This window comes from Aestuariivivens insulae (assembly GCF_022662195.1).
GTDB lineage: Bacteria > Bacteroidota > Bacteroidia > Flavobacteriales > Flavobacteriaceae > Aestuariivivens > Aestuariivivens insulae.
The window spans coordinates 289,878-315,083 of sequence record NZ_JAKMCS010000001.1; the positions used below are offsets into that span (position 1 = coordinate 289,878).

26 protein-coding genes are annotated in these 25,206 nt (G+C 36.6%); 14 read left to right on the plus strand and 12 right to left on the minus strand.

Annotation, left to right across the window (positions count from 1 at the left end):
* Nucleotides 1-127: 127 nt before the first annotated feature.
* From MR062_RS01045 to MR062_RS01070, 6 genes are all read right to left on the minus strand, one after another.
* Nucleotides 128-757, minus strand: coding sequence for an NAD(P)H-dependent oxidoreductase (locus MR062_RS01045; RefSeq protein WP_242202198.1), 630 nt, complete (start codon nt 755-757; stop codon nt 128-130).
* A gap of 5 nt (nt 758-762) precedes the next feature.
* Nucleotides 763-1,485 (minus strand): GNAT family N-acetyltransferase, encoded by a 723-nt coding sequence (locus MR062_RS01050; protein ID WP_242202199.1) that lies wholly within the window; start codon nt 1,483-1,485, stop codon nt 763-765.
* Nucleotides 1,482-1,931 carry a DMT family transporter gene (locus MR062_RS01055; protein WP_242202200.1) on the minus strand — a complete coding sequence of 150 codons (450 nt, stop codon included), beginning with the start codon at nt 1,929-1,931 and terminating at the stop codon, nt 1,482-1,484. Before MR062_RS01055 ends, MR062_RS01050 begins: the two co-directional genes overlap by 4 nt.
* A gap of 48 nt (nt 1,932-1,979) precedes the next feature.
* Nucleotides 1,980-2,585, minus strand: coding sequence for a Crp/Fnr family transcriptional regulator (locus MR062_RS01060; protein ID WP_242202201.1), 606 nt, complete (start codon nt 2,583-2,585; stop codon nt 1,980-1,982).
* Nucleotides 2,586-2,724: 139 nt separating this feature from the next.
* The gene (locus MR062_RS01065; protein ID WP_242202202.1) at nt 2,725-4,155 is read right to left on the minus strand and encodes a serine hydrolase; all 1,431 of its coding nucleotides are present in this window, start codon (nt 4,153-4,155) and stop codon (nt 2,725-2,727) included.
* Between the two features lies 1 nt (nt 4,156).
* The gene (locus tag MR062_RS01070) at nt 4,157-4,594 is read right to left on the minus strand and encodes a MarR family winged helix-turn-helix transcriptional regulator (RefSeq protein ID WP_242202203.1); all 438 of its coding nucleotides are present in this window, start codon (nt 4,592-4,594) and stop codon (nt 4,157-4,159) included.
* A gap of 139 nt (nt 4,595-4,733) precedes the next feature.
* Between MR062_RS01070 and MR062_RS01075 the strand changes: the two genes are divergently transcribed.
* The 9 genes from MR062_RS01075 to MR062_RS01115 all read left to right on the plus strand — a co-directional run bounded on the left by MR062_RS01075 (nt 4,734) and on the right by MR062_RS01115 (nt 11,608).
* A complete protein-coding gene (locus MR062_RS01075; protein ID WP_242202204.1) occupies nt 4,734-5,579 on the plus strand; it encodes a pseudouridine synthase in 846 nt (281 codons plus the stop codon).
* Between the two features lie 333 nt (nt 5,580-5,912).
* The gene (locus tag MR062_RS01080) at nt 5,913-7,313 is read left to right on the plus strand and encodes a type III PLP-dependent enzyme domain-containing protein (protein WP_242202205.1); all 1,401 of its coding nucleotides are present in this window, start codon (nt 5,913-5,915) and stop codon (nt 7,311-7,313) included.
* Nucleotides 7,314-7,394: 81 nt separating this feature from the next.
* Complete coding sequence (gene speB, locus MR062_RS01085) at nt 7,395-8,342, plus strand: agmatinase (protein WP_242202206.1); 948 nt, start codon at nt 7,395-7,397, stop codon at nt 8,340-8,342.
* Nucleotides 8,332-9,306, plus strand: a complete 975-nt coding sequence (locus MR062_RS01090; RefSeq protein ID WP_242202207.1) for a deoxyhypusine synthase family protein — start codon at nt 8,332-8,334, stop codon at nt 9,304-9,306. The genes speB and MR062_RS01090 overlap by 11 nt, the downstream gene beginning before the upstream one ends.
* A 29-nt stretch (nt 9,307-9,335) precedes the next feature.
* Entirely contained in the window at nt 9,336-9,662 is a 327-nt protein-coding gene (locus MR062_RS01095; RefSeq protein WP_242202208.1) for a hypothetical protein, read from the plus strand.
* A gap of 15 nt (nt 9,663-9,677) precedes the next feature.
* Nucleotides 9,678-9,899, plus strand: coding sequence for a hypothetical protein (locus MR062_RS01100; RefSeq protein ID WP_242202209.1), 222 nt, complete (start codon nt 9,678-9,680; stop codon nt 9,897-9,899).
* A 20-nt stretch (nt 9,900-9,919) separates the two neighbouring features.
* Nucleotides 9,920-10,330, plus strand: coding sequence for a VOC family protein (locus MR062_RS01105; protein WP_242202210.1), 411 nt, complete (start codon nt 9,920-9,922; stop codon nt 10,328-10,330).
* On the plus strand, nt 10,331-11,116 hold the full coding sequence (locus tag MR062_RS01110; protein WP_242202211.1) for an RMD1 family protein: 786 nt from the start codon (nt 10,331-10,333) through the stop codon (nt 11,114-11,116). It begins immediately after the preceding gene.
* Between the two features lie 132 nt (nt 11,117-11,248).
* Complete coding sequence (locus MR062_RS01115) at nt 11,249-11,608, plus strand: hypothetical protein (protein ID WP_242202212.1); 360 nt, start codon at nt 11,249-11,251, stop codon at nt 11,606-11,608.
* 17 nt (nt 11,609-11,625) lie between these two features.
* On the opposite strand, the gene MR062_RS01120 is transcribed toward MR062_RS01115, so the two are convergent.
* Nucleotides 11,626-12,999: a mannosyltransferase gene (locus tag MR062_RS01120; RefSeq protein WP_242202213.1), complete on the minus strand. Its 1,374-nt coding sequence runs from the start codon at nt 12,997-12,999 to the stop codon at nt 11,626-11,628.
* A 441-nt stretch (nt 13,000-13,440) separates the two neighbouring features.
* Between MR062_RS01120 and ggt the strand changes: the two genes are divergently transcribed.
* Nucleotides 13,441-15,129 carry a gamma-glutamyltransferase gene (gene ggt, locus MR062_RS01125; protein ID WP_242202214.1) on the plus strand — a complete coding sequence of 563 codons (1,689 nt, stop codon included), beginning with the start codon at nt 13,441-13,443 and terminating at the stop codon, nt 15,127-15,129.
* Nucleotides 15,130-15,135: 6 nt separating this feature from the next.
* Here ggt and MR062_RS01130 read toward each other — a convergent pair whose 3' ends face one another.
* From MR062_RS01130 to MR062_RS01150, 5 genes are all read right to left on the minus strand, one after another.
* A complete protein-coding gene (locus MR062_RS01130) occupies nt 15,136-16,626 on the minus strand; it encodes a cellulose synthase family protein (RefSeq protein ID WP_242202215.1) in 1,491 nt (496 codons plus the stop codon).
* The gene (locus tag MR062_RS01135) at nt 16,623-17,315 is read right to left on the minus strand and encodes a glycosyltransferase family 2 protein (RefSeq protein WP_242202520.1); all 693 of its coding nucleotides are present in this window, start codon (nt 17,313-17,315) and stop codon (nt 16,623-16,625) included. Before MR062_RS01135 ends, MR062_RS01130 begins: the two co-directional genes overlap by 4 nt.
* Entirely contained in the window at nt 17,312-17,695 is a 384-nt protein-coding gene (locus MR062_RS01140; RefSeq protein WP_242202216.1) for a toxin-antitoxin system YwqK family antitoxin, read from the minus strand. Before MR062_RS01140 ends, MR062_RS01135 begins: the two co-directional genes overlap by 4 nt.
* A 92-nt stretch (nt 17,696-17,787) precedes the next feature.
* Complete coding sequence (locus MR062_RS01145) at nt 17,788-19,383, minus strand: 4Fe-4S binding protein (RefSeq protein ID WP_242202217.1); 1,596 nt, start codon at nt 19,381-19,383, stop codon at nt 17,788-17,790.
* A 42-nt stretch (nt 19,384-19,425) separates the two neighbouring features.
* Nucleotides 19,426-20,754 carry an NAD(P)/FAD-dependent oxidoreductase gene (locus MR062_RS01150; RefSeq protein ID WP_242202218.1) on the minus strand — a complete coding sequence of 443 codons (1,329 nt, stop codon included), beginning with the start codon at nt 20,752-20,754 and terminating at the stop codon, nt 19,426-19,428.
* Between the two features lie 313 nt (nt 20,755-21,067).
* Here MR062_RS01150 and MR062_RS01155 point away from each other — a divergent pair, with 313 nt between their 5' ends.
* The 4 genes from MR062_RS01155 (at nt 21,068) to MR062_RS01170 (ending at nt 25,186) form a co-directional block, all read left to right on the plus strand.
* Nucleotides 21,068-21,931 (plus strand): hypothetical protein, encoded by an 864-nt coding sequence (locus MR062_RS01155; RefSeq protein WP_242202219.1) that lies wholly within the window; start codon nt 21,068-21,070, stop codon nt 21,929-21,931.
* 37 nt (nt 21,932-21,968) lie between these two features.
* Nucleotides 21,969-22,973 (plus strand): glycoside hydrolase family 113, encoded by a 1,005-nt coding sequence (locus MR062_RS01160; RefSeq protein ID WP_242202220.1) that lies wholly within the window; start codon nt 21,969-21,971, stop codon nt 22,971-22,973.
* Nucleotides 22,970-24,226 (plus strand): POTRA domain-containing protein, encoded by a 1,257-nt coding sequence (locus MR062_RS01165; RefSeq protein WP_242202221.1) that lies wholly within the window; start codon nt 22,970-22,972, stop codon nt 24,224-24,226. Before MR062_RS01160 ends, MR062_RS01165 begins: the two co-directional genes overlap by 4 nt.
* 228 nt (nt 24,227-24,454) lie before the next feature.
* The gene (locus tag MR062_RS01170) at nt 24,455-25,186 is read left to right on the plus strand and encodes a metallophosphoesterase family protein (protein ID WP_242202222.1); all 732 of its coding nucleotides are present in this window, start codon (nt 24,455-24,457) and stop codon (nt 25,184-25,186) included.
* The last annotated feature ends 20 nt before the right edge of the window (nt 25,187-25,206 follow it).

Genomic DNA, 25,206 nt, shown 5'->3' on the forward strand with positions numbered 1-25,206 from the left:
TTTTTGGGTAATGAGTTCCTTCATTTGCTAACTATCAATTATATGATATTTTTGTCTTAATGGTTTATATCAGAAGTCAAATGAAAATAACCGAAAACATTTGTAAACTCAAAAAATATGAAAGTATTTACATGGTTTCAAATAAGGTTTTTAGTGGTTTCCTAATCTTTTTAAAATGCTGGGCATGGTCTGTATCACTTCTATAGCCTATAGGTGCTACAATGGAAGCGTTTAGTCCTCTATCGCTTAGCCCTAGAATGGCGTTGTATTTATCCGCCTCGAAACCTTCCATAGGGCAAGCGTCTATTTTAAGCTCTGCACAAGCGGCCAATAAATTGGCAAGCGCAATATAGGTTTGGTGTTTGGTCCACTGGAATTGTTCTGCAACAGATTTTTCTGCAAGTTTGGTTTTCATAAAATTGCCATAGCCCATTAAATCTTCAACGTTTACAGCTCTTGCTTTTGCAGAAAGCGCGACATACTCATCTACAAGATTGGGTTGAACTTGGGTGTAATTACAAAATACAAATAAATGGGAGGCATTGGTTATTTGGCTTTGGTCCCACGATGCCGCCCGTAATTGTTGCTTTGTGGTATCATCTTCTATGATAAGGACTTTGTAAGGTTGTAATCCGTATGAAGAGACCGATAATTGAATGGCTTGCTTTAAAAGCTTTATATTGTCGTTTGATACTTTTCTATTTGGATTGAATTGTTTGGTGGCGTATCGCCAGTTTTGATGTTTTATGAATTCCATAGGTGTTATTGTATTTGATAATTTTCCATGATAAAGTCTATTGAAAAGCCCATTTTTAAATACATGGGTTTTGCCATTACTGAGGCTTGAAGTGTGGCCAAAGACAAATTTTGGTCAATGGCCTTGTTTAAAACGTGATGCATTATTTCTGAAGCGAATCCCTGCTTTCTTTTGGTAGGGATAACTCCTAAGCTATGAATTCCGGCAACGTGCTGGGTTGGGTATAAGATAACGGTTCCCACAACGTCCAGCTTAGAGTACACTAAATAGTAAGGAATCTTCTCTTTGGTTTTCATGATTGTTTCTACACTAATATTGTAACCAAAGGCTTTGGAAAAAGCATCGCTCCACAGATTGGCCCTGTCTTCGTGATCTATGCTTCTAAATACAAGATTTTTTTGTGTCTTAAACTTGTTTTTAAGTGCTAAGCTCATCCCGTATTGCACAGATTTTAGCTTAAGCTTGGCGTTGTGTTGTAGCGTGTTTTTTTGGTCTGGTGTGCAAAAATGTGAAAGGGTTAATCCTTTATGACTTAAATCTAAGCGTGTTATAGCGTTTTCAAGGTCTTGAGCCGATAACGTGTTTTTTGCCCAAAGTCTGTTGGGCCATTGTGTGTTTTCGATATGGGCACACTCAAAATAATCATTATCCCAGGTCTTTTCAGAATAGGAAACTGCGTTTAACCATAAGGTGGTGAGATTGTAGGTGTTTAATTTTTCGTTGTTCATTTTGAATTGATTAATATAATGCTGGCAATCATACAGCAGATGCCAATAAGTCGTTTGATGGTAATGGGCTCAACAGGAAGGTTAAGCCATCCATATTTTCCTGCTATTACGGCAAATATGAGCTGACCGCATAAACCAAGGGTAATCATTTTAGAAATGCCCAGTTTAGGGATGGTATAAAAATAAAAGGAGATACCAACCATGCTAAAGGCCCCGCCCAGAAACCATAAGTGGAGCGGGACTTGTTGTATGGCGTCCATGGAAATGGTTCCTTTGCCTAAAAACAGAATGAAAATACTGCCCAAAATAGCACTGGTCATAGAGGAAGATACCACAGCTAGAATGGGTTGCTTAGTAAAGAACCCCAATTGCGTGTTAAACCCCGCTTGAATGGCTAGGAAGATCCCTCCAGTGAATGCCAATGTGTACAGTGAGAATAACTTCATATGGCAAAATTGAACAGAATAAAAGAGCTTTTTCTTTACATATGTTGATTACGGGCGTTTTTCCTTAATTTTTTTTCGAATTCTACTCAACTGGGTAGGTGTAATGCCTAAATGGGAGGCAATATAGTGAAGGGGAACTCTACGCTCTATATTGGGGTGGGAATGGATGAAATCCAGATATCTTTCCACGGCTTCTTTCATCACAATTTCAATTTCACGCTTTTCTTTGTCGATTACCCAATTCTTTTCCAGATACGCGATATAGAAATTTTTTAAATCAGGATTACTGTTTAACAGCTCCCTGAAGCTGGCGTACTTAAAGCTAATTAATATAGTGTTTTCAATAGCTTCAAGGGCAAAATGGGAAGGTTCGTTTTTTAAAGCCGAAACGGTTGATCCCACAAAGTGACCTTCCAAAAAGATGTTTTTGTGATACTGACTGCCATTTTGGGACAAAAAGTAGGAAATAATAATACCTTGGTATAAAATATAGATGTTTTTTGATGTTTGTCCTATGTCAAGCAATAAATCCCCTTTGTCTATCTTTTTGATTTTAGCGATGGCTATTAATTGGGAAATGGTATTTTCTTTAATAGGATAGTAACTATTAAAAACACGTTTTATAAATAAGCTGTGGCTTTCTGTTAGGTTCATGGCGTTTGACATGTCTATATTTCTGGTATACATGAATAGTCCAAACGAATGTACATGAATGTTTTTATAAATTCAAAATGTAATGTGATTAAATGTGTACAGGAAAATTGGTTATGTTGAATACTAATTTCAATGTTGTTTAATGCTCCAACAATACTTTTATTCTGTCGCTTGCATTATCGTTTTCAGGATTTAGTTCCAGGCTTTTTCTGTACATTTCAATGGCTTTAAGGGTGTCACCATTATTCATATACGCTTCACCAAGGGAGTCGTAAGCATCATAAGATTCGGGAAAAGCAAAGGTTTCAAGTTGAAAGAGGGCAATGGCTTTTTGGTAAAATCCTCGTTTTAACATGTCGTAACCTTTGGCGTTAAGATCCATTTCAGATAAATCTGTTTTAGATGTTGAGATCATGCTTTTAGCATAGTCTATACCTTTGTCTAAGCATGCCGTGGTCACTTTTTTGGTAAAGAAATAACGGTCTAATTTTGGGGTAGATCCGGCAAGGGTTTGTTCTATAAAAAAACGAGCGTCCAAAAAACCTTGGTCGAGGTCCTTATTGGTTAGTAGAATAACGGTATAGTTTTGTTTTTCAAAAATCCGCCATTCGGCACCAACACCAAAATGCCCGCCACTATGGCCGTAGATACCAGACCCTTTCGCACCTGCAAACTGCATACCGTAGCCATACCAGCTATTTTCTGGCTCTGTTTTCAAAAGGGTTGTGTACTCTGTATTTAATAATAGGTTGTGTTTGAAAGCAGTGGCAAACTTGTACAGATCATCTAGTGTGGAGTAGCCACCACCAGCGGGATTGCCTTTAACGGCACTCATAAACATGGTCTTTTGAAGTTTGTTTGGGTATATATCCGATAGGGTATAATTCTCAGCAGCATTTTCAATAGGATGGTCCATATCAAAATTCCCAGTGTTTTTCATTTTGGCTATAGAAAATACATTTTCGTTAATAAGCTGTTCATAAGGTAGTCGTGAAATGGCTTCTATAATTCTGCCTAGAATAACATAGTTTGTATTTCGGTAGGCAAATTGTTCATTAGGCTGGAATTCCAATGGTCTATTTTCATAAAGTGGAGCTAAGTTTTCGAGGGTTCGAAATTGGTTTTTTGGGGTGTTTATAAATTTTTCTGACTGAAAGTAATTAGGCAATCCACTCCTATGGGATAGAAGCAATTTAATGGTTATGGAATCTCTAGCTACCTTGTTAGGATAATTTGGAAGAAATTTCCCGATAGGGTCGTCTAATGCTAATTTACCTGCTTGAATTAATTGGAATATGGCAACAGCCGTAAATGATTTGCCAATAGAGGCATAAGAAAATTTAGTGTCTGTATTATTTTTGACCTTATGGCCCAAATGGGCAAACCCGTATGCTTTTTTAAATAGAACACTATCGTTTTTGGCTATTAAGACAGTGCCACTAAAACCCTCTAAGGAATCTAGGTAATTTGCAATTTTTATGACCTTGCTATCAGAATGTATGTGTATGGTTTCTTTACTTGTACAAGAGCAGATAAGTACAATAGCTAATAAGTAGGTAATCTTGTTCATTTTAATTGGTGCAGTTTTGTGTTATTTTTTTTAAGGTATCGAATAATTGGATGAGTTCTGGTTCGGTAATCCCCTGTAAAGCAGTTTTTCGGTTAAGTACTATAATAGGGGTTAATTGGGCAATAGCCTTTTCCCCTTTTGCTGTTATGGTTACCGACGAACGTCTTTTGTCTTTAGTATCAATTTTTTTGGAGATATAACCTTTATCTTCCATTAATTTCAATATCCGTGTGATAGAAGCATAATCTTTAAAAACCAAATTGGCCAATTCCATCTGGGTAAGGCTATTGTTTTTATGTAAAATGATGAGAATTAGGCCCTGGTCGACAGTGATGTCTGGTATGACTTCCGCTATATTTTTAGCACATAATTTGCGATAGGCCTTTATGGTTTCTTCAATAGTATAAAGAATAGTAGATGTTGGTGTATCGAATGTCATAATTATTTGATATATCAAATAATAATTTTAGATCTTTTACTGTATCTGCAGAATGAAGGAACTATTCAGTTTTAAAAATCATCAATCAAAAATCACCAATAGTAAATTTAAATCTATCTTTGCATAAAAATTAATCAACATGAATAGGCATCAAGGCAGAAAGGGAAAAGGGAAACCATCGGGAAGAGGGCATAATACCACGCGTAAAACAAGTTATGCTAGAGGCAATGCGCCTATAAAGAAAGCAGTACAGTCTAGTGGAGAGCAGCCATCGAATCCCAATGAAATTCGCTTAAATAAGTACATTGCCAATTCTGGTATTTGCTCACGAAGGGAAGCCGATGTACATATCGCAACGGGACTTGTTACTGTAAACGGTACAGTAGTTACCGAAATGGGTTATAAAGTAAAACCCACCGATGAGGTGCGCTACGATGGTGCGAGGGTTAACCCAGAGCAAAAAGCATATGTGTTACTTAATAAACCTAAAGGTTTTGCTACGACTACAAGTGAAGGTAAGGGAAGAACTGTTATGGACTTGGTGGCCAATGCCACATCATCCCGGATCAAGCCTATTGGCCGCTTAGGTAGAAATTCCAAAGGCCTGTTATTGTTCACCAATGATGAAGTGATTGCTAACAAATTTACCAATTCAAAGTACGGTGTACCACGATTGTTTCACATCGAATTGGATAAAAACCTAAAGCTGGAAGACTTCAAAAAAATCCAAAATGGTTTTAAGATAGATGGGAAATTAATTGCTGTAGAAGAGATTAGTTATATCGATGGTGCTAGTAAAAAAGAGATAGGTCTAAAAATAAAAAACACGGGCAATACCATCATACGTACCATTTTCGAACATTTTAACTACGATATTTTAAGTATTGACTGTGTGGCTATAGCACATCTTACCAAAAAGGATATTCCAAGAGGGCATTGGAAACATTTGACCCAACAGGAACTGAATAATCTTAAGATGCTGTAAATCAGTATTAAAATAATTTTAAAAAAAATTAAAGAAAAACAGATTTAATTAAATTTTTTGTATTTCATTTGTACTGTATTTAGCTGAACAAATTGAAACCTGTTTTTATGTTCGGGCTTTTGAAAATTAGGAAGTCATATTCAAAAGCAGCTTACAGATTAAGTGACCGAATTTTAAAGCTAACTTCCGTGACTGCAATAGGTGCTAGCCAGCATCATTACGATTTTGTGCCTACTACACAAAATCAAATCCGTATTTGATACCATTTATTTTTCATTCAATCAGCGAATCGTTAATACGCTTATTTTTTCAGTTAACTTTTTTATAAAATAAATGAATACGAAATATATTGATTTAATCAATCAAACTTTTGATTTCCCTCAAGAGGAATTTGAACTTGAAGATAAAACGCTACAGTTTCATGGTATCGATTTAATGACATTGGTAGAAACCTATGGAGCGCCGCTTAAGTTTACCTATTTACCACAAATATCGGCCAATATACAAAGAGCCAAAGGGTGGTTTGCCAAAGCCTTAAAGAACAATAAGTACCGTGGGAAGTATAGTTATTGCTACTGTACCAAGAGCTCTCACTTTAAGCATGTGTTGCATGAGGCCTTAAAGAATGACATCCATATTGAAACCTCTTCGGCCTTCGATATAGATATCGTGGAAAACCTAAAAAAAGAAGGTAAGATAACCGACGAAACCTATGTGCTAAGTAATGGGTTTAAGCGTTCGCAATATGTGACCAACATTGCTAGGTTGATAAATAATGGGCATAAAAACTGTATTCCCATTATCGATAATTACGAAGAAATAGATTTGCTTTCAGCAGAAATTGAAGGGAAATTTAATATTGGTATCCGTATCGCATCAGAAGAAGAACCAAAATTTGAGTTTTACACCTCACGTTTGGGGATTGGCTATAAAAACATTGTCCCTTTCTATAAAAACCAAATTAAGGGCAATAAAAAGGTAAGGCTTAAAATGTTGCACTTTTTTATTAATACTGGTATTAGGGACAATGCTTACTATTGGAACGAACTTTCAAAATGTTTGAAAGTGTATACCAGTTTAAAAAAGATTTGTCCGTCGCTGGACAGCTTAAACATTGGGGGCGGTTTTCCTACAAAAAGCTCGTTGGCTTTCGATTTTGATTATGAATATATGGTTGATGAAATTATCAATCAAATAAAATTGGCTTGCGATGAAGAAGGGGTTGAAGTTCCCCATGTATTTACGGAATTTGGTAGCTTTACCGTAGGAGAAAGTGGTGGTGCTATTTACGAGGTGCTTTACCAAAAGCAACAAAACGACCGTGAAAAATGGAATATGATCAATTCATCTTTCATTACCACATTACCCGATACCTGGGCGATAAACAAACGGTTTATTATGTTGCCCATTAACCGTTGGAATGATACCTACGAGCGCGTCTTATTGGGAGGTTTAACCTGCGATAGTGACGATTATTACAATAGTGAACAGCACATGAATGCGATTTACTTGCCAAAATACAACAAGGAAAAACCTTTGTATATTGGGTTTTTTAATACAGGAGCCTATCAAGAAACTATAGGTGGCTTTGGTGGATTACAGCACTGCTTAATTCCGTCACCAAAACATGTTTTAATAGATCGTGATGCAAACGGAAACATCACAACAGAATTATTTAGTGAACAACAAAAAAGTGAAGACTTACTTAAAATCTTAGGTTATGACAGCCTATAAAGGGCATTTGGCAAGCAATGGCCAATATCAGCCAAATAGTTAAAATATAGACCCAATAGGGCGTTGTAAAATTTTTGAAGAATGACAACCAATATTAATAATACCTATGCAGGAATTCCTGAGGAATTCGCAAAATTGGAACAAGCAAAAATTGTATTGATCCCTGTACCTTACGATGGTACGAGTACCTGGCAAAAAGGTGCCGATAAAGGGCCTCAGGCTTTTTTGGAAGCTTCAGAAAATATGGAGCTGTATGATATAGAAACCGATACCGAAGTGTACCAACAAGGCGTATATTTAGCCGATGCCGTTACCGAAAACGGTTCGCCAGAAGCAATGGTAGATGCCGTACATAAAGTGACAAAACAGTATATAAAGAAAAATAAGTTTGTAACCATTTTTGGTGGCGAACATTCCATATCTATAGGAACCATAAGAGCCTTTAACGAAATGTTTCCAAGTTTGACCGTGTTGCATATCGACGCTCATGCCGATTTACGTAAAAGTTACGAAGGCTCTACCTGTAATCACGCTTGCGCAGTATACGAAGCAAGTCAAACCACGAACTTAATTCAAGTGGGGATCCGTTCTATGGATAGTATTGAAAAAACGGTTATGGATACCGATAAAACCTATTTTGCCCATGAGATGGCTGTAGACGATACCTGGATGGATTCGGCTATCGATCAAATGACCAATAATGTGTTTATTACTTTAGATTTAGATGCTTTAGACCCTTCCATTATGCCAAGTACAGGAACGCCAGAACCAGGTGGTTTGTTTTGGTATGAGACCTTAGATTTTTTAAAGCAGGTTTTTGCTGAGAAAAATGTAGTAGGTTTCGATATCGTTGAACTTTGTCCTAATTCAAAAGAAAAATCATCAGACTTTTTAGCTGCGAAATTGTATTATAAGATGTTAAGTTATAAATTTATGGACGAAGCTATCGATGATGATTATGATAACACTTACGATGTGTCTAAACAAAAAGGAAATGTAACTAAATTTAATGACGACGATGCGTACTAAAGGTCCAATATCACAATTTATAGAAAAACATTATTTGCATTTTAATGCCGCCGCTTTGGTAGATGCAGCCAAAGGTTACGAGGCACAATTAGATAATGGAGCCAAAATGCTTATTTCCTTAGCAGGAGCTATGAGTACGGCAGAGTTGGGGAAAAGCTTGGCAGAAATAATACGACAGGATAAAGTGCAAATTATATCCTGTACCGGGGCTAACCTTGAAGAAGATATTATGAATCTTGTGGCACATTCGCATTACAAAAGAGTGCCCAACTATCGCGATTTAACGCCAAAAGAAGAATGGGATTTGTTGGAAAAAGGGTTAAATAGAGTTACAGATACCTGTATTCCAGAAGAAGAAGCTTTTAGGCGTTTGCAAGAACATATTTTTAAAATTTGGAAAGAAGCCGATGCTAAGGGCGAGCGCTATTTACCACATGAATTCATGTATAAGATGTTGCTATCTGGCGTTTTAGAACAGTACTACGAAATTGATTTGAAAGATTCGTGGATGTACGCTGCAGCCGAAAAGAATTTGCCTATTGTATGCCCAGGTTGGGAAGACAGTACCATGGGGAATATTTTTGCCAGTTATGTGTTAAAAGGCGAATTGAAAGCCAGCACCATAAAGTCGGGTATAGAATACATGACTTTTTTAGCCGATTGGTATACAGAGAATTCTAAGAATGGTATTGGGTTTTTCCAAATAGGAGGTGGTATTGCAGGTGATTTCCCAATTTGTGTGGTGCCTATGCTTTACCAGGATATGGAGCGTACAGACACCCCGTTTTGGAGCTACTTTTGCCAGATAAGTGATTCTACAACAAGCTATGGCTCTTACTCGGGTGCAGTGCCTAATGAAAAGATAACTTGGGGGAAACTCGATATCGATACACCAAAATTTATTATAGAAAGTGATGCTACTATTGTTGCGCCTTTAATTTTTGCCTATCTTTTGAACCAGTAAACCAAACTAACCAAACTTTTATTAAAAAAATGAAAAACAGGAATGATAATTTAAAGCGTGTCATTGTAGATTTTAAAAAATTAACACCAGAAATATTGGCCTTATTGGTTGAAAAGTATCCCGATGGTTACGATGATGATCAAATTATATCATTTAGAAATCAGCATAACGAAATTATTGAAGCTGTTGAAGTGACGACCACAGATACAAAATATCTGGTAAAGGTTAGTAAAAAACTGGCCATAACCATGGAGAATTATGATGAGGATGATTATGAAGATTTTAATAATGACGATCCAGAAGCTGTTCAAGAACCGGAAATTGCTAACGGGGATTCAGATAATGAAAACGATTAATATATTACAAATGCTATGAGAACAGCTGTTTTTAAGTCGTACAAAAACGGTTATTATATATTTTGGTTTGAAAATGGTGAAGAGCTAGCTTTTGAGGAAGTTCACCCGCGTGTTTTAAAGCAGTTCAATTTAAAAAGCGATAATAGTTTAATTGACAAAGAGTTTAGAATAACCTTTGTAGAGGACGAAGATGGCGATGATGTTATTTATAGGGTACAAAGTTTAAAACCCATATAGTTTACTTTAATTTATGGTCTATGCAAACATCGTTTCACATGTCTTTACCTTGCCAGAGTGTCAAGGAGACAAAAAGTTTTTATAATAACATTGGAGCTTCATTTGGAAGAAGCACATTAAATTGGGTCGATGTAAATTTTTATGGCCATCAAATAACATTCATAAAGGCAGGTAAGTTTAACTTTAATAGCCCTAATTATGTGTTTGAAGGTAAGATATTGCCATCCTTCCATTTTGGAATTATTTTAGACCATACCACTTGGCAGAATAGTTATGCCAAACTAAAGGAGCTACAATTAGACTTGGTAACCCAATCTACTTTTTTAAAGCATAAAGCAGGAGAGCACCATTCTTTTTTTGTGAAGGACCCTAATGGGTATATGTTGGAATTTAAGAGTTTTAAAGATTCAAACGACGTATTTAATACTTAAATGTATTCTGTAGTTGCTTACCAAGTAGCTAGTGCTATCAACATAAAATCTAGCAAGCAAGGATTGCCGTGGCAGTTGTTGTTTCATGATAGCGATGAACTTTACTATACAAGTTCACCACAAAAATTTATTTACATCTTTCAGTATGGCATGGTGAGCTTTTTTAACATGCCTAAACTTGAAATTGAAATGGCCTTGCAGCACATACAGCCATTCTGTGTTAATTATTTCAAACAAAAGTTATCAGATTCGGTAGCTGTTGTTGTAGAGCCCAATACCTTAAAAGTAGAATTTAACAGTGTAGTACTCCCTAGTTTTGATGAAGAAATGATTCGATTGGTGATGCTTAATGCGTCACAGTCGGTAGCCTTGAACAGGTACTCTGAAATTACTGAAGAACTGCTTGTTGAAACCAATAAGCATACGCTATATCTAGAGCAAAAGGGAAAACTGGACATTTCCGGGAACAAGTTAAAACGGTTTATAGGTAAAGTATTGAATATAAAAAATAGGATTTCAGAGAACCTATATATTTTCGATTCGCCCGAAATTACCTGGGAAAATGAACAACTTAACAAGCTTAACCTAGACTTAAAAAAAGCATTCGATTTAAAAGACCGATATCGGTTAATCCATGATCGTATAGAGATTATAAAAGAGAATTTAGAGCTTTTTAAGGATATTATGGATCATAAGGAGAGTAGTAAGCTCGAATGGATTATTATAATCCTTATCGTTATTGAAGTGATTGATTTATTTATAGCAAAACTTATTAATTTAATTTGATAGGCAAGAAAGGATTCTGTTTAAAACTAATGCTACTAACGACTTAAGGGATTAAGCTGTTGAAAGCCAATCGGACTTGTGGTAGTAATGATTTCCGATGTATAATTCCAATACAATTTAAATTTTTTTTAAATGAAAGCACAGCGTATAGTTATGTTAAAAGCTCTTGTTATTATGTTTTTAATAGTAACAAGTTTTACAGGGGTAACAGTTGTAAATGCCCAAGAAGATACAATGGTTATCCATGCTATTTATGATGGACACGAAGATTATGGCTATAATTTTATTGCCACTCGAAACGACGAAGAGTATACCATAACGTTTCAAGAAGTTAAAAAAGAGGTATTAGAGGCATTCGATTTAGATTCTGATACACTTTTAAACAAAAAGTTCAAGATTACTTATACGGTAGAAATGATTGTAACTATTGATGATGATGGAAATGAGGACGAAGAGGAGGTAAACACAATAGTTAAGTTGGAAAAACTATAACTCAATTTTATGAAAATCTAGGCTTCCATTCTGGGAGCCTTTTTTATAAAAACGTCCCAAATAAAAACACCATAGACTATAAGGTATTCCAAAGCGATAATCCATAAGTTCTCCTGTTTATCGGCCTTATTGATATTGAGATAAGCCAGGTAACTTAGTATAATGACAAAACTCCAAACCAACGGAAATTTGTATTTAGTAAATACCGATAAGATTAAAAGCGTGGCAATGTACCAAGGGTGTACTGTTGTGGCCGTAAAATAATAAAACGACAAGGCTAATAACATCGCTGTAATCAATTGGATAAGGGTTTTGATCCTTCTGAAAAAAGTGAGGATAAAAACAAAAGACAGAACAACAAAGGGGATATACTGTCCTATAATTGCAATTTCATTGTACCCCCTAAACGTATAGCCAATAGCCCTGGCAATATAATATAAGCTGGCATTGAATTCAAAATTAGTAAACCATAGCGCCACCGTTTCGGTATAGTTGGTAATAAATTTTGGGGAGTAAAAAGGCGCAAAAAGCAAAAGGGTAACAATGCCCACAATTGCATAAAATAAAATTAAACTTGTCAGGTTTAGCGCAGTCGAAGCCCACATTTTGTCATTTGGTTTGCTACGTTTTGTAAACCATTGAAAGAATAGAGGCAAAAAGATCAAGGGAATCAATTTAACCGAAATGGACAAAGCCAATACCACGGCGGCCCATTGCCATTTGCTCGAGTACAACAAGTAAAGGCTCCATACTAAAAAGAAAATCATCACCCCTTCAAAATGTAAATTCCCCGTTAACTCTATAATGATAAACGGATTCAAAATAAACCAAAAAATGTGGTAACTGGGTAGGCTTAATCTTTCTAGCAACTTTTTTCCAAAATGAAGGGTTCCAAAATCAGCAGCAATAATAAGTAGGCGCATCACCACTACCGATCCCAAAATACTTTTACCGAAAAAAAAAGCAGCAATAGTAAAGCATAATTGGTTTAAGGGCGGGTAATTGGAAAAATGACTGGCATTTAAAATGCCCATGCCATTAAACAATTCTTGGGCCTGCGCTACAGGAAATACCCCTTTGTTTATAAAAGATTCCACAGTATATAAATACGGGTTGTATCCTTCAAGAACCATTCTGCCATCCCAAATAAAACGGTAAAAATCCTGAGATAGGTTAGGGATGGCCAATATAAAAATGGCCCGAAACCCAAAAGCAAAATAGGTTAAAGCCTTGGTATTGTTTTTTAGGATGTCTACCAGTTTATAAAATAAAATGAACAGTACAGTATATAACAAAACTAACACGGCATAATCTGTTCTGGTTATATGGTATGCAAAAGCATAGTATATCAGTATACTGGCAAGAGATAGCAGTATGGCTATTTTGTTCATTCTACTAAAAGTAAGGTATGCACACATATATATCAAAAGTACATGAAATTTTATTTTAGTATTCATCTAAAACAAATGAAAAAATTCTAAGTTCATGATAAAAACAGCTTAGACAACTTTAATACCTGCTCGTCTTCGGTTTCCAGACTTCAACTTAGTTTCGGCCTTCAGAAACCGAAGCCACTCTTCCTTACAAAGAAGGAGAGTTAAATAAAGTAGGTAAGCACAATTCCTTCCCTTTAAAAGGGAAGGTGGCTTTAAACTCAATTAAGAGTTTAAAGTCGGAAGGGTATTATAAAATAATACATAACAAAGAAAAAGTACAAGTAATCTTTGTTAGGGCTATTCGTTTGTTGTAAGATCAAACAAATACTTACTTGACAGTCTTAAATAAAACCGTTAAATTCGTTAAGTGACTTGTAATCAATTAAATTTTCGTTTATGCAAAAATATGTATTAGCTTGTTTAAGTTTCTTAACTGTTGTTTTTGGCCCTGCTCAGGATCGTATAACAGGAGCGCTTTTCGCGACCCGTTCTGAAGTTATAGCCCAAAATGGTATGGTGGCTACAAGTCATCCCCTGGCCAGCCAAGTAGGCTTGGATATTTTAAAACAAGGCGGTAACGCTATAGACGCTGCTATTGCAGCAAACGCTGCTTTAGGTTTAATGGAGCCGACGGGCTGTGGTATTGGGGGCGATTTATTTGTAATCCTTTGGGATGCCAAAACCAAAAAGTTATACGGCCTTAATGCCAGTGGTCGTTCTCCAAAGCGTTTAACTTTAGATTATTTTACTGAAAAAGGTCTTAGTGAAATCCCGCCCTATGGACCATTACCTGTTAGTGTGCCCGGTGTTGTAGATGGTTGGTTTGAGTTACACGAAAAATTTGGCACCTTACCTATGACAACTATTTTGGAGCCAGCGATTAACTATGCAGAACAGGGTTTTCCAGTTACCCAGCTCATCGCCTTTTATTTTAACTTAAGCATTCCAAGGTTTTTGGAAAAAGGATTCCCTAATATTGAAGATAATTATTTAAGGGATGGCAAAATACCCCAGGAAGGGCAACTGTTTCAAAATAAATATTTGGCCAATACCTATAGAAGAATAGCCACCGAAGGGCGAGATGTGTTTTATAAGGGGGATATCGCTAAAACCATAACAGACTTTATCCAGAGTCAAGGCGGTTTTTTATCTATGGAAGATTTAGTAGAGCATCATTCTGAATGGGTTGAGCCCGTATCGGTGAATTATCGCGGTTACGATGTTTGGGAATTACCACCTAATGGACAGGGGATTGTCGCCTTACAGATGTTACAAATACTGGAAGGTTACGATTTTTCAAAAATTGAATTTGGCAGTGCAGAGCATTTACATTTGTTTACCGAAGCTAAAAAATTGGCTTTTGAAGACCGTGCCAAGTATTATGCCGATATGGATTTTGCCAATGTGCCTGTTGAAAAATTGATTTCCGATGACTATGCTGCAGAGCGAAGACAACTTATAACAGAACGGGCTTCAGTTTATAAAGCAGGCGAGATAAGTGCTGGTGAAACCATTTATTTAACTACGGCCGATAAATACGGTAATATGGTTTCTTTCATCCAAAGTAATTATCGAGGTATGGGATCGGGAATGGCACCACCAAAACTGGGTTTTATGCTTCAAAATCGTGGTGAATTGTTCAATTTAAAACCAGGATATAATAACACGTATCAACCGGGTAAAAGGCCATTCCATACCATTATACCAGCTTTCATAACTAAAGATGGTGAACCTTTTATGAGCTTTGGGGTTATGGGTGGCGATTTTCAGCCACAAGGGCATACACAAATTGTTATGAACCTAGTCGATTTTGGGATGAACCTCCAAGAGGCGGGCGACGCACCACGTTGGGACCATAGTGGCTCCTCTTCTCCAACGGGAGAGGGTGTAGATGGAAGGGGAGAGATTCATGTAGAGTCCGGTATTCCATACAAGACGGTTAGGGGGCTTATGTTAAAAAGGCATAAGGTTGGATTCGGATTAGGAGGCTATGGTGGTTATCAGGCCATTCTATGGGATGCCGAAAACAAGGTGTATAGAGGCGCTTCAGAAAGCAGAAAAGACGGTCAGGTCGCTGGGTATTAAGTGCAATTAAACTTTTGAAGTTATCGATTTAAAAAACACATAGCCAAAGCCTAAAAATAACATCAGGTGAAATGGGAAAAGACCAAAATCACCACCTTGGTTGCCTACAATAAAGGCACTATACATGCCAAAACCAAAGTAAAGCATAAGTAGTCCTTCAAAAACCACGTGTGCCGATATGCTTTTTTTTATGTATTTGTTGCTTTTCCAGTTGTCTTTAAACTTGTTGATATTGAATTTTGGGGTGCGCACAAATTCACTTTTCTTACCTAAATGCCCTTCTAATACCGCTATGGAATTATGAAGTGAAAAGCCCATAGCTATAGAGAAAAACAAAAAGAACAGACCTATATATCGTATAAAGTTTTTTATGCCACTGCCATAAATATTTTTGTACATAAACCAGTAACAAATAAAAAATATGATGGTACTTAATACAAAAAAGCTCATTACATAAAAATAAGACTTTAGGTGTTCGTATTCGTTCTTTATATATAACATTGGGATACTTAAAACACCTACAATGAGTATATTTAAGAACATGGTACTATTAAGTAAGTGAAGTAAGCCATGTACTTTTGTTTTTACTGGAATGTTTTGGTTTTTTATCACCCGCCAAAGCATTTTTCTGAAGTTTTCTGCCCCACCTTTATTCCATCTAAACTGTTGGGAACGGGCAGCACTAATAACTATCGGTAATTCTGCCGGAGTTTGTACATCTTCGAGGTATTTAAATTTCCAGTTTTTAAGTTGGGCCCGATAGCTTAAGTCCAAATCTTCGGTTAGGGTGTCGCCTTCCCAGTTGCCTGCATCAATAATACAGGACTTTCTCCATACGCCAGCCGTACCGTTAAAATTTATAAAATGGCCTTTACTGTTTCGCCCTACTTGTTCCAAAGTGAAATGGGCGTCCAAGGCAAAGGCTTGGATTCTGGTAAGTAAGGAGTAGTTTCTGTTAATGTGTCCCCAACGGGTTTGTACTACGCCAATTTTATCATCCTTAAAATAAGGAATGGTTCGTTTTAACCAGTCTTTTTTAGGTAAAAAATCAGAATCAAAAATCGCAATAAACTCACCTTTTGCAATTTCTAGGCCTTCCTTTAAAGCACCTGCCTTAAAGCCTTCCCTATTGGTTCGGGTAATATGTTGAATGTCTAAACCTGTGGCCTGCAACTTTTCTATATGGGCTTTGGTACTTTCAATCGTTTCATCAGTAGAATCGTCGAGAACCTGAATCTCAAGTTTGTCTTTTGGATAATCAATTTTAGAAATGTTATCCAAAAGCCGCTCCATAACGTACATTTCATTATAAACCGGTAATTGAATGGTAACGTATGGTGTTTCATCCAGATTGGAAAGATTGTACTTTTCGCAGGTGTCTTCTGTTTTTTTAGAAGAGAGGTAATTAAACAACAAGTTGAGTTGCGCCAAGGCATAAAGGAATATAAGCAAAAGCGCAATGGAATATATAATAATTACCGTTGTTTCTAGTATCATGTTTTAAAGCTGTATTTAAAAATCCAACCTAATATTTTTAGGCCTGCAAATATAGCACCTTTTACTGTGCCCGAAACTTTAGAGAGACCAATTCTGTTCCTGTAATTTACTGGTATTTCAACATATGAAAGGTTTTGTTTAAGTGCCTTTAATTGCATCTCAACAGTCCAACCATAAGTCTTGTCTTCCATGTTTAATGTAAGTAGTTTTTGGTATTTAATGGCCCTAAATGGCCCAAGGTCGGTGAATTTTGCTCCAAAGAATAGTTTCATTAGGGTGGTAGCAAGCCAATTACCGAATATTTGAGGAACAGTCATAGAACCTTGTTCACGTAGTCGTTTAACTCTGGCGCCTATTACAAAATCGATGTCTTTTTCAATAATAGGGGCTACTATTTTGGACAATCCTTCAGGGTAATCACTGTAATCACCATCAAGGAATACAATAATATCGGGTTTATTAGTTTTGGTTGAAATATATTCCATGCCCTTTAAGCAAGCATAGCCATAGCCTTTTCTGTCTTCGGTCAATACGGTAGCGCCTGCTTTTTCGGCGTTCATTTCGGTGTTGTCGGTTGAATTGTTGCTTACCACAATAATGTCATCCACTTCATTAGGGATATCGTTAATGACATGAGCTATCGAATCGGCCTCGTTGTAAGCAGGTATAATAACATTGATGCGCATTATTGAAGGTCTAATAAGTTATTTTCTTTTTTGAAGGCTTTTAAGCTGTTCCATTCTTTTGTTTTTTTGCCTGTAACATATTTTTGGGCCAAAACTAATTTTTCGTTTTTATATATTAAACAATAGCCATGCTTTATATTATTTTTTAATTGGCACTTGTAGTTTAGTATTCCTCTATTATCATAAAAGAGCCACCATGCATTTTTTTTACCGTTGATAAAATGGCCTTCAGATTTTTTGGTGCCATCATTACGGTAGAAATGCCAATATTTTACAGGCTCATTATTTAAAAAATGGCCTTCTTTTTTGAGCGTTCCATTGCTGTAATAAAATTTCCAATAATCTTGTTTTTGATTGTTTTCTATCCAGCCTTCAGTTTTCATATTACCATTGGGGTAATAATTTTTTTGATAAAATTTTTGGGCAGCAATGGGAAAACTTGCTAGGAAGACTATATGAATTAAGAAGGTTTTTATCATTTCCTGTTCACCAAATTCATTAAATCCACATCGTTGCCAAGTAGGATTTCATTAGTATTGATGCGTCCTTCCATACTGTCGTTTTCTAATTTTAAAACCCCTCTGGGGCAAACGGCAGCACATATCCCGCAACCAACGCAACTGGAACGTACAATATTTTCACCCTTTTGGGCGTAAGCACGTACGTCTATGCCCATTTCGCAATAGGTAGAGCAGTTACCACAAGAAATACATTGGCCACCGTTGGTTGTAATTCTAAATTTAGAGAACATACGTTGTTGAAAGCCTAAAATGGCTGCCATAGGGCAACCAAATCGGCACCAAACACGATTTCCTAAAATGGGATAAAATCCAGTGCCAACCACACCAGAAAAAATAGAGCCAATATACAGGCCGTAAGCAGCACGTAAACTGCTGGACTTTATTAAAAATACATGGTCTGTTGTTCCTGTGTAGTGCATTATAAATAACGCTGCAATAATAACAAAATAGCCTATGGCACCATAGCGGGCATCTTTACCTAATTCGTTACGTTTAAAAATCATAACGCTTGTGAACAATACAGTTAAAAAGAGACCAACGCTTAAAAGAAATACACTACGTGTTAACCAAAACTTTGAGTGGTCACTACCTAAGTAGGTGTACACCAAAGCCGTAGTCATGATTACCGAAAAAACCAAAACAGTATGAATTAACCAACGTTCAATTTTCCATGCCGATAGCTTTTTGGAAGATAACTGTCTAAAGGCATCTCCTGCAGTTTCGGCTAAAGCCCCACAGCCACAAACCCAAGAGCAGTACCATCGTTTTCCATATTTATAGGTTAATATGGGTGATATAACAAATATGGATAATACCCCAAATATTAAAAGGGACAGTCCAAGTGTTCCTGAAGACAAAAACCCATTTATGGACCAGCTATCAAAGAGGTAATAATTTAGAGGCCATATGCTTTTAAGGTCATAATAAGGCAGGTTGTAATTAGGGCTTTCGTTTAATCGTGCCATAAACTCTGGGATTAAAAAAGCAAATCCCAATTGAAAAAACATAACAGAAACCGTTCGTAATTGCTGGTAGCGATTATGACGGTATTTTAATAAAAACTTATAACCAAAAATTAAAATGGCTACGGTATAAAGCGTGCCATAAACAAACCATTGGCTAGCTGGCCTGCCACTTAACAAATGGCTTAACGGATCGAATAATGCAATTAGCCCTGTGCTTTTAGTACCATTTAACCCTAATCCTAAATACTGCGGATAGAAATAGAGGACGATATAAAAACCTGTTAGTACTATTCCCGTTACCCATGCCCAAAACCCACGTTTGGATATACTTTTAAACCAGACACCGTTATTTTTTATGCCTTCTATTTGATTTGCATACAGCCCTTTGGAGAAGATGAAAACACCTGTAGTGATAGAAGCTAAAGCTATGGTGAGCCACAGCATTTTATTATTAAATGTATTAATCAATGAAAAAGTAAGTATAGCTAGCCCAAACAAACCAATGGCCGTGCCTATTTTTTGTAAAGGGTTTAGGTGATTGGAAGTGTCTCCGGTTAGTGACATATTCTGTTGAATGGATTCCATATTGTGATGTTGTTTTATGAGTCTTAAGAGACCTCACAGGTTTTAAAAACCTGTGAGGTCTGGGGTATAAGTTGTAAATACTTCTAAAATTTCAGTTTCATAGGTTTTGTAAAACTCTGGTTCGAAATTAGCTTCGGCCAGGTTTTGTATGACATAGTCAACACTTCTTTCTTCGGTTAGCCATCTATCAAAAACTTCATGTCGTAAACGAATGCCAAAGGTGTTAATACCTTTGAAAATGTTGGTAATGGTGTCGTATTCTATGGTGATGCATTTGGTGTCATCGGGATGTTTCCAATGAAAGTGGGCGTGATCCGCTTTGGGGGTTGGGAATACCCAGCCATACGTTTGGTATTCTATGTCGAAAAATTTAGCGCTATTAAACCAATGTCCCGGGTTGTAGGCAATACGGTTACCACAAATGGTTTGGGCAATGGTTTCGCCCATCATTCTACCAGTGTACCAAACGGCTTCTATGGGGCGACGGTTTTCATTGGGTTCTTCTTGTTCGGCACAATCGCCAATCGCATAGATATCTGGGATGTTGGTTTCTAAAAACCGATTCACTTTTACACCACGACCTAAATTAATTCCTGTGTCTTTAAGAAAATCGATATTCGGGGACACCCCAGCCGTTAAGCCAACAACATCACAGGGTATCTCTTCTCCTGTTTCTTGGATTACTACAGACTTTACCTGTCCATTAACATCGGCTTTTATCTCCTTTAAGTTAACGCCTAAACGTAAATCAATATGATGGTTTATAATGTGTCTATTAATCATGGCGCTTTCGCCTTCGGGGAGTATATTGTTCCAGAAACTATCTTCCCTAACTAAAAATGTAACGGGAATGTTTCTGCTGTTTAACATTTCAGCTAGCTCAATACCAATTAATCCCCCTCCAACAATTACAGCTCTTTTACAAGCCTTATTATTGGGAGCATGTGTTTCCAGGTTTTCTAAATCCTGTTTATGGTACATGCCCATAACGCCTTTTAAATCCTGCCCTGGCCATCCAAATTTATTAGGTTTACTGCCTGTAGCGATAATTAGTTTATCGTATTTCATGGTGTCTCCATCAGCCAAATAAAGCATTTTGTTTTTTGTGTCAACTGTTGTTACATAACCATTTTTTAGGTTGATATTGTTTTTTTGCCAAAACCAGTTTTCATAGGGTTGTGTGTGTTCAAATGTCATGTGTCCCATGTATACATACATAATTGCTGTACGGGAGAAAAAATAATCGGTTTCAGCAGAAATGAGGGTGATTTTTTTACCTGTATTGCCGGCAGACAGGTCGGAAAGTTTTCTTATGTGTCGGGCTGCTGTAACACCAGATATACCATTTCCAATAATAACAATGTCTTCCATAATTTTTTTGATTATGTTGTATTATGTCGAAGTTAGAGATAAAAACTTAACTTGATGGGTAAATTTTAATTGTTTTAATCTTGAAATGTAAGTTAGCTAACATTTAGTACGACCTAGGTTAGGTTACTTTGTAATGGTTAAGGCCAATATGAAACATAAACAAGAGGAAGGTTTTATGAATGTAATGTTTAAATGCAAGGCTTATATAGTTGGTTACTGTGTCCGATTGAAGTGGTGTAAGACTATTGAAAAGGCAATTATTAAACATTATAATTAAAAAATAGAATCAAATAATTAACTAATATTTAAACGAATGAAAAAAAACATATTCATTTTAGCTTTTGCTTTAATAACATTTAATGGCTTTTCCCAGGACGATCAAGATGAACCAAAGAGCAATATACAAACCTATACACCATCTAAGTTATTAAGTAAAGGGCAATGGGATGTTAAATGGTTTAATAATCTTTATACCGAAACCATGGCGACTAATGGTGATAGCAAAACTGATATACCAAGAAAAACATTTTTCACCTCGAGCATTGATATTTTTACGGGCGTTTCCAATAGCAATAGGTTAAATGTAGGCCTATTGGTAGAAGTAAGATCCAATACCATTGCAGGGCGTGGTTCTTTGGATGTGTTTCAATTTGACGGCAATCCGCAAACAGCAAGAAGTGGCTTGACATCGTTTGCTCCAGCCATAAAGTTTAACCCCGTAAAAGATGTAGGTAATTTTACGATACAAACCGCATTTCATATTCCTTTAATTGATAATGAGACCGAGAATGGCGTGTATTTAGATCAGACCGCTTATACGTTCCAAAACCGATTTTTTTACGATTATACATTTCCAGATGGCGGTTGGCAATTGTTTACCGAGTTAAATACCGAATATAACTTTGGAGATGAAAACAGTTTCGCTAATAAGACTTTTGTTTTGGTGCCAGGAGTGTTTTTGAGTTATTTTCCTAACCAAGAGTTTACGGTCTTAGGGTTTTTACAACACCAACAGCGTTATGGCGATTTTAAACAAGATTATACGGCTATTGGAGCTGGAACAAAGTACCAATTAACACGCGTGTTAAACCTGGAAATATTGTATAGTAATTTTATTAGAGGGAATGATACTGGCTTAGGACAATCATTTAATATAGGGTTACGTGCTTTATTTTAATGATAAATAGTAAATTAGGTGTTTCAATGTTGTTTTAATGAAAATACTTAAAGGCCTAATTGTTTTTATATGCGTTCTAAACCAATCTTGCACTGGTCAACCCTCCCAAAAAATTAATGGTGTGAGTTTTGTGGCATCGAATGACGCTATAGATGTATCGCATATCCATCCCGTAATTAATGTTCATGCTAATTATGCAGCCATAATGCCTTTTGGTTTTATAAGGAATCTTGAACATCCTGAACTGTCTTTTAATAGCGAACGCCAATGGTTTGGCGAGCGAAAGGAAGGTGTTAGGCAGTATGTTGAAACTTTTAGGGAAGCAAACATTCAATTGATGATAAAGCCCCAAATTTGGGTGTGGCATGGTGAATTTACCGGGCATATTAAAATGCAAACTGAAGCCGATTGGAAAACCCTTGAAACATCGTATGCTAAATTCATTTTGGAATATGCGGCATTGGCTCAAGAGCTGCAAGTTGAATTGTTTTGTATAGGGACAGAGCTAGAATCTTTTGTTGAAAATAGACCTGATTATTGGAATGATTTAATTCTTGAGGTCAGAAAGATTTATAAAGGTAAGTTGACTTATGCGGCCAATTGGAATGAGTTTGAGCATACGCCATTTTGGGATAAACTGGATTTTATTGGTATTGATGCTTATTTTCCAGTAAGCCATAGTAAAACCCCAACGGTAGAGGAGTGCTTGGTAGGGTGGGAGAAACATAAACCAAGTATCCAAAACCTTTCGAGGGAATATAATAAATCTGTATTGTTTACTGAGTTTGGTTATAGGAGTGTAGATTATTCGGGGAAAGTACCTTGGGAAAGCGATAGGCAAAAAGGATTGGTAAATCTCGAGGCGCAGAACAATACCACCAAGGCATTATTTGAAATGTTTTGGGAAGAAGAGTGGTTTGTCGGAGGCTTTGTTTGGAAATGGTTTGTTAACCATAACCATGTAGGAGGCGAAAACAATACGATGTTTACCCCCCAAAATAAACCTGTCGAACAGATTATAAAACAGTATTATAAAAAATGAGGTGTATTTTACTGTTGTTTATAGGACTTTCATGGCATTCGTTTTCACAGAGCAATACCGTTGCCGATTTAAAAATTCAAGGTAATGAAAAATTAAAAACGGCTTTTGTAAAAAAGATTTCTTCAATAAAAGCGGGAGCGGTTTTGGACTCTTCGGTTATTGAACAGGATATTATTAGGCTGAAACGTTTACCATCGGTTTCACATGCGTATTACCAAGTATTCCATTCAGAAGATAATACTTATAATGTGTTTTATCATATTGAAGAGAACTTTACGCTTATCCCTTCATTAAATATATATACAACGAATAATGATGAATTTGCTTTTCGTTTAGGGCTTTATGAATTTAATACTTTGGGAAGGAGTATTATTTTTGGAGGCTTTTACCAAAAAGATAATTATAGTAGCTATGCGTTAAACCTAAGAGCGCCTTACTTGTTTACCAATACATTAGGGCTTGCGGTTAATTTGCAGAGCCTAACCACTTTAGAGCCTGTGTTTTTTGATGATACCACGGCAGATTATAAGTACAACAATAAATCGGCTGAACTTCTAGGGCTGTACGAATTTAATTTTAGCAATAGAGTTGAGCTGGGCGTCAATTATTTTGTTGAGGACTACCAATACCAATTTGGAGCAACAAATCCTAATGTGCCCCAGGAATTGAATGTACACAAATGGTTGGCCAAATTGATTTACGAATACAATAATTTAGACTATTACTACCAGTATGTATCCGGATTTAAAAGTCAGTTTAATTTTCAGTATGTCACTTCTACAAGCGATATGTTGCCTGACTTCTTTATTGGGTGGAACGATTTTTTTCTTTTCAAACGTTTAGGGCAAAGGGGGAATTGGGCCAATAGGGTACGATTGGGACTATCGTCTAATGCCGAAACACCTTTTGCGCCTTTTTCGGTGGATAATAACGTAAACATAAGAGGGGTGGGCAATACCATAGATAGGGGAACGGGTGTTATTGTGTTAAATACCGAGTTTCGTTATACTTTAATTGAAAAGCATTGGTTTGTTTTACAGAGCAATGCATTTGTGGATGCAGGGACCTGGCGAAATCCGGGTGGTGATTTTGGTGATTTTAGTAAATCGGATAACATAAAAGTGTATCCTGGTATAGGGTTTCGGTTAATCCATAAAAAGATATATAATGCTATTTTTAGAATCGATTATGGTTATGGGGTCACTAAAGGAGCAACCCAAGGATTGGTTTTTGGTATTGGTCAGTATTTTTAGCAAGTTTTTATAGGAGCATCACTAAACAATTAATACCACCTCGTCTTCGGTTTCTGGTATGAAACCGAAGCCACTCCTCCTTGTAAAGGAGGAGAATTAAAATAAATTCGTAAACGCAACTCCTTCCCTTAAAAAGGGAAGGTGTCCGAAGGACGGAAGGGTTTTTATATCTGTTAGATTATTGAAATTTGATGGGGCTTTTTTAGATTTGCAAAAAAGAAAAGACATATGCGAACTTTTGCCATTGGTGATATTCATGGGGGATTGAAAGCTTTAATTCAATTGTTGAATAAGTTAGAAATTAAAGATGGGGATGCCTTAATTTTTATGGGTGATTATGTGGATGGTTGGAGTGAATCGGCCCAAGTAGTTCAGTTCTTAATGGAACTATCACAAAAGATAACTTGCGTTTTTATAAAGGGCAACCATGATGTTTGGTGTGAAGACTGGCTGCGAGATGGAACTGTATCACCTGTCTGGTATATGCATGGTGGCAAAGAGACTATGGAGAGTTATGAGCCGTTTTCTGAAGATCAAAAGAAGGTACATTTAGCGTTTTTTGAAAGCATGAAATTGTATCATATCGATAACGCTAACCGTTTATTTTTGCATGCTGGATTCACTTCGATGCATGGCGTGGAAAAGGAGGTGTTCCAAGCGGTTTTCTATTTTGATAGAACCCTTTGGGAAATGGTCTTAACAATGGATAAGCGTATGGAAAAAGATTCAGAATTATACCCAAACCGATTAAAGCACTATGCCGAAATTTATATTGGCCATACGCCTACCATTAATTATGATGTGACGGAACCCATGCATGCGGCAAATGTTTGGAATATTGATACGGGGGCTGCTTTTACCGGAAAATTAACGGCTATGGATGTGAATACCAAAGCTTTTGTCCAGAGTGATGATTTGCCCAGTTTATACCCCAATGAAAAGGGCAGGAACAAAGGATAATACCAGTTCTTGTTTAAAAA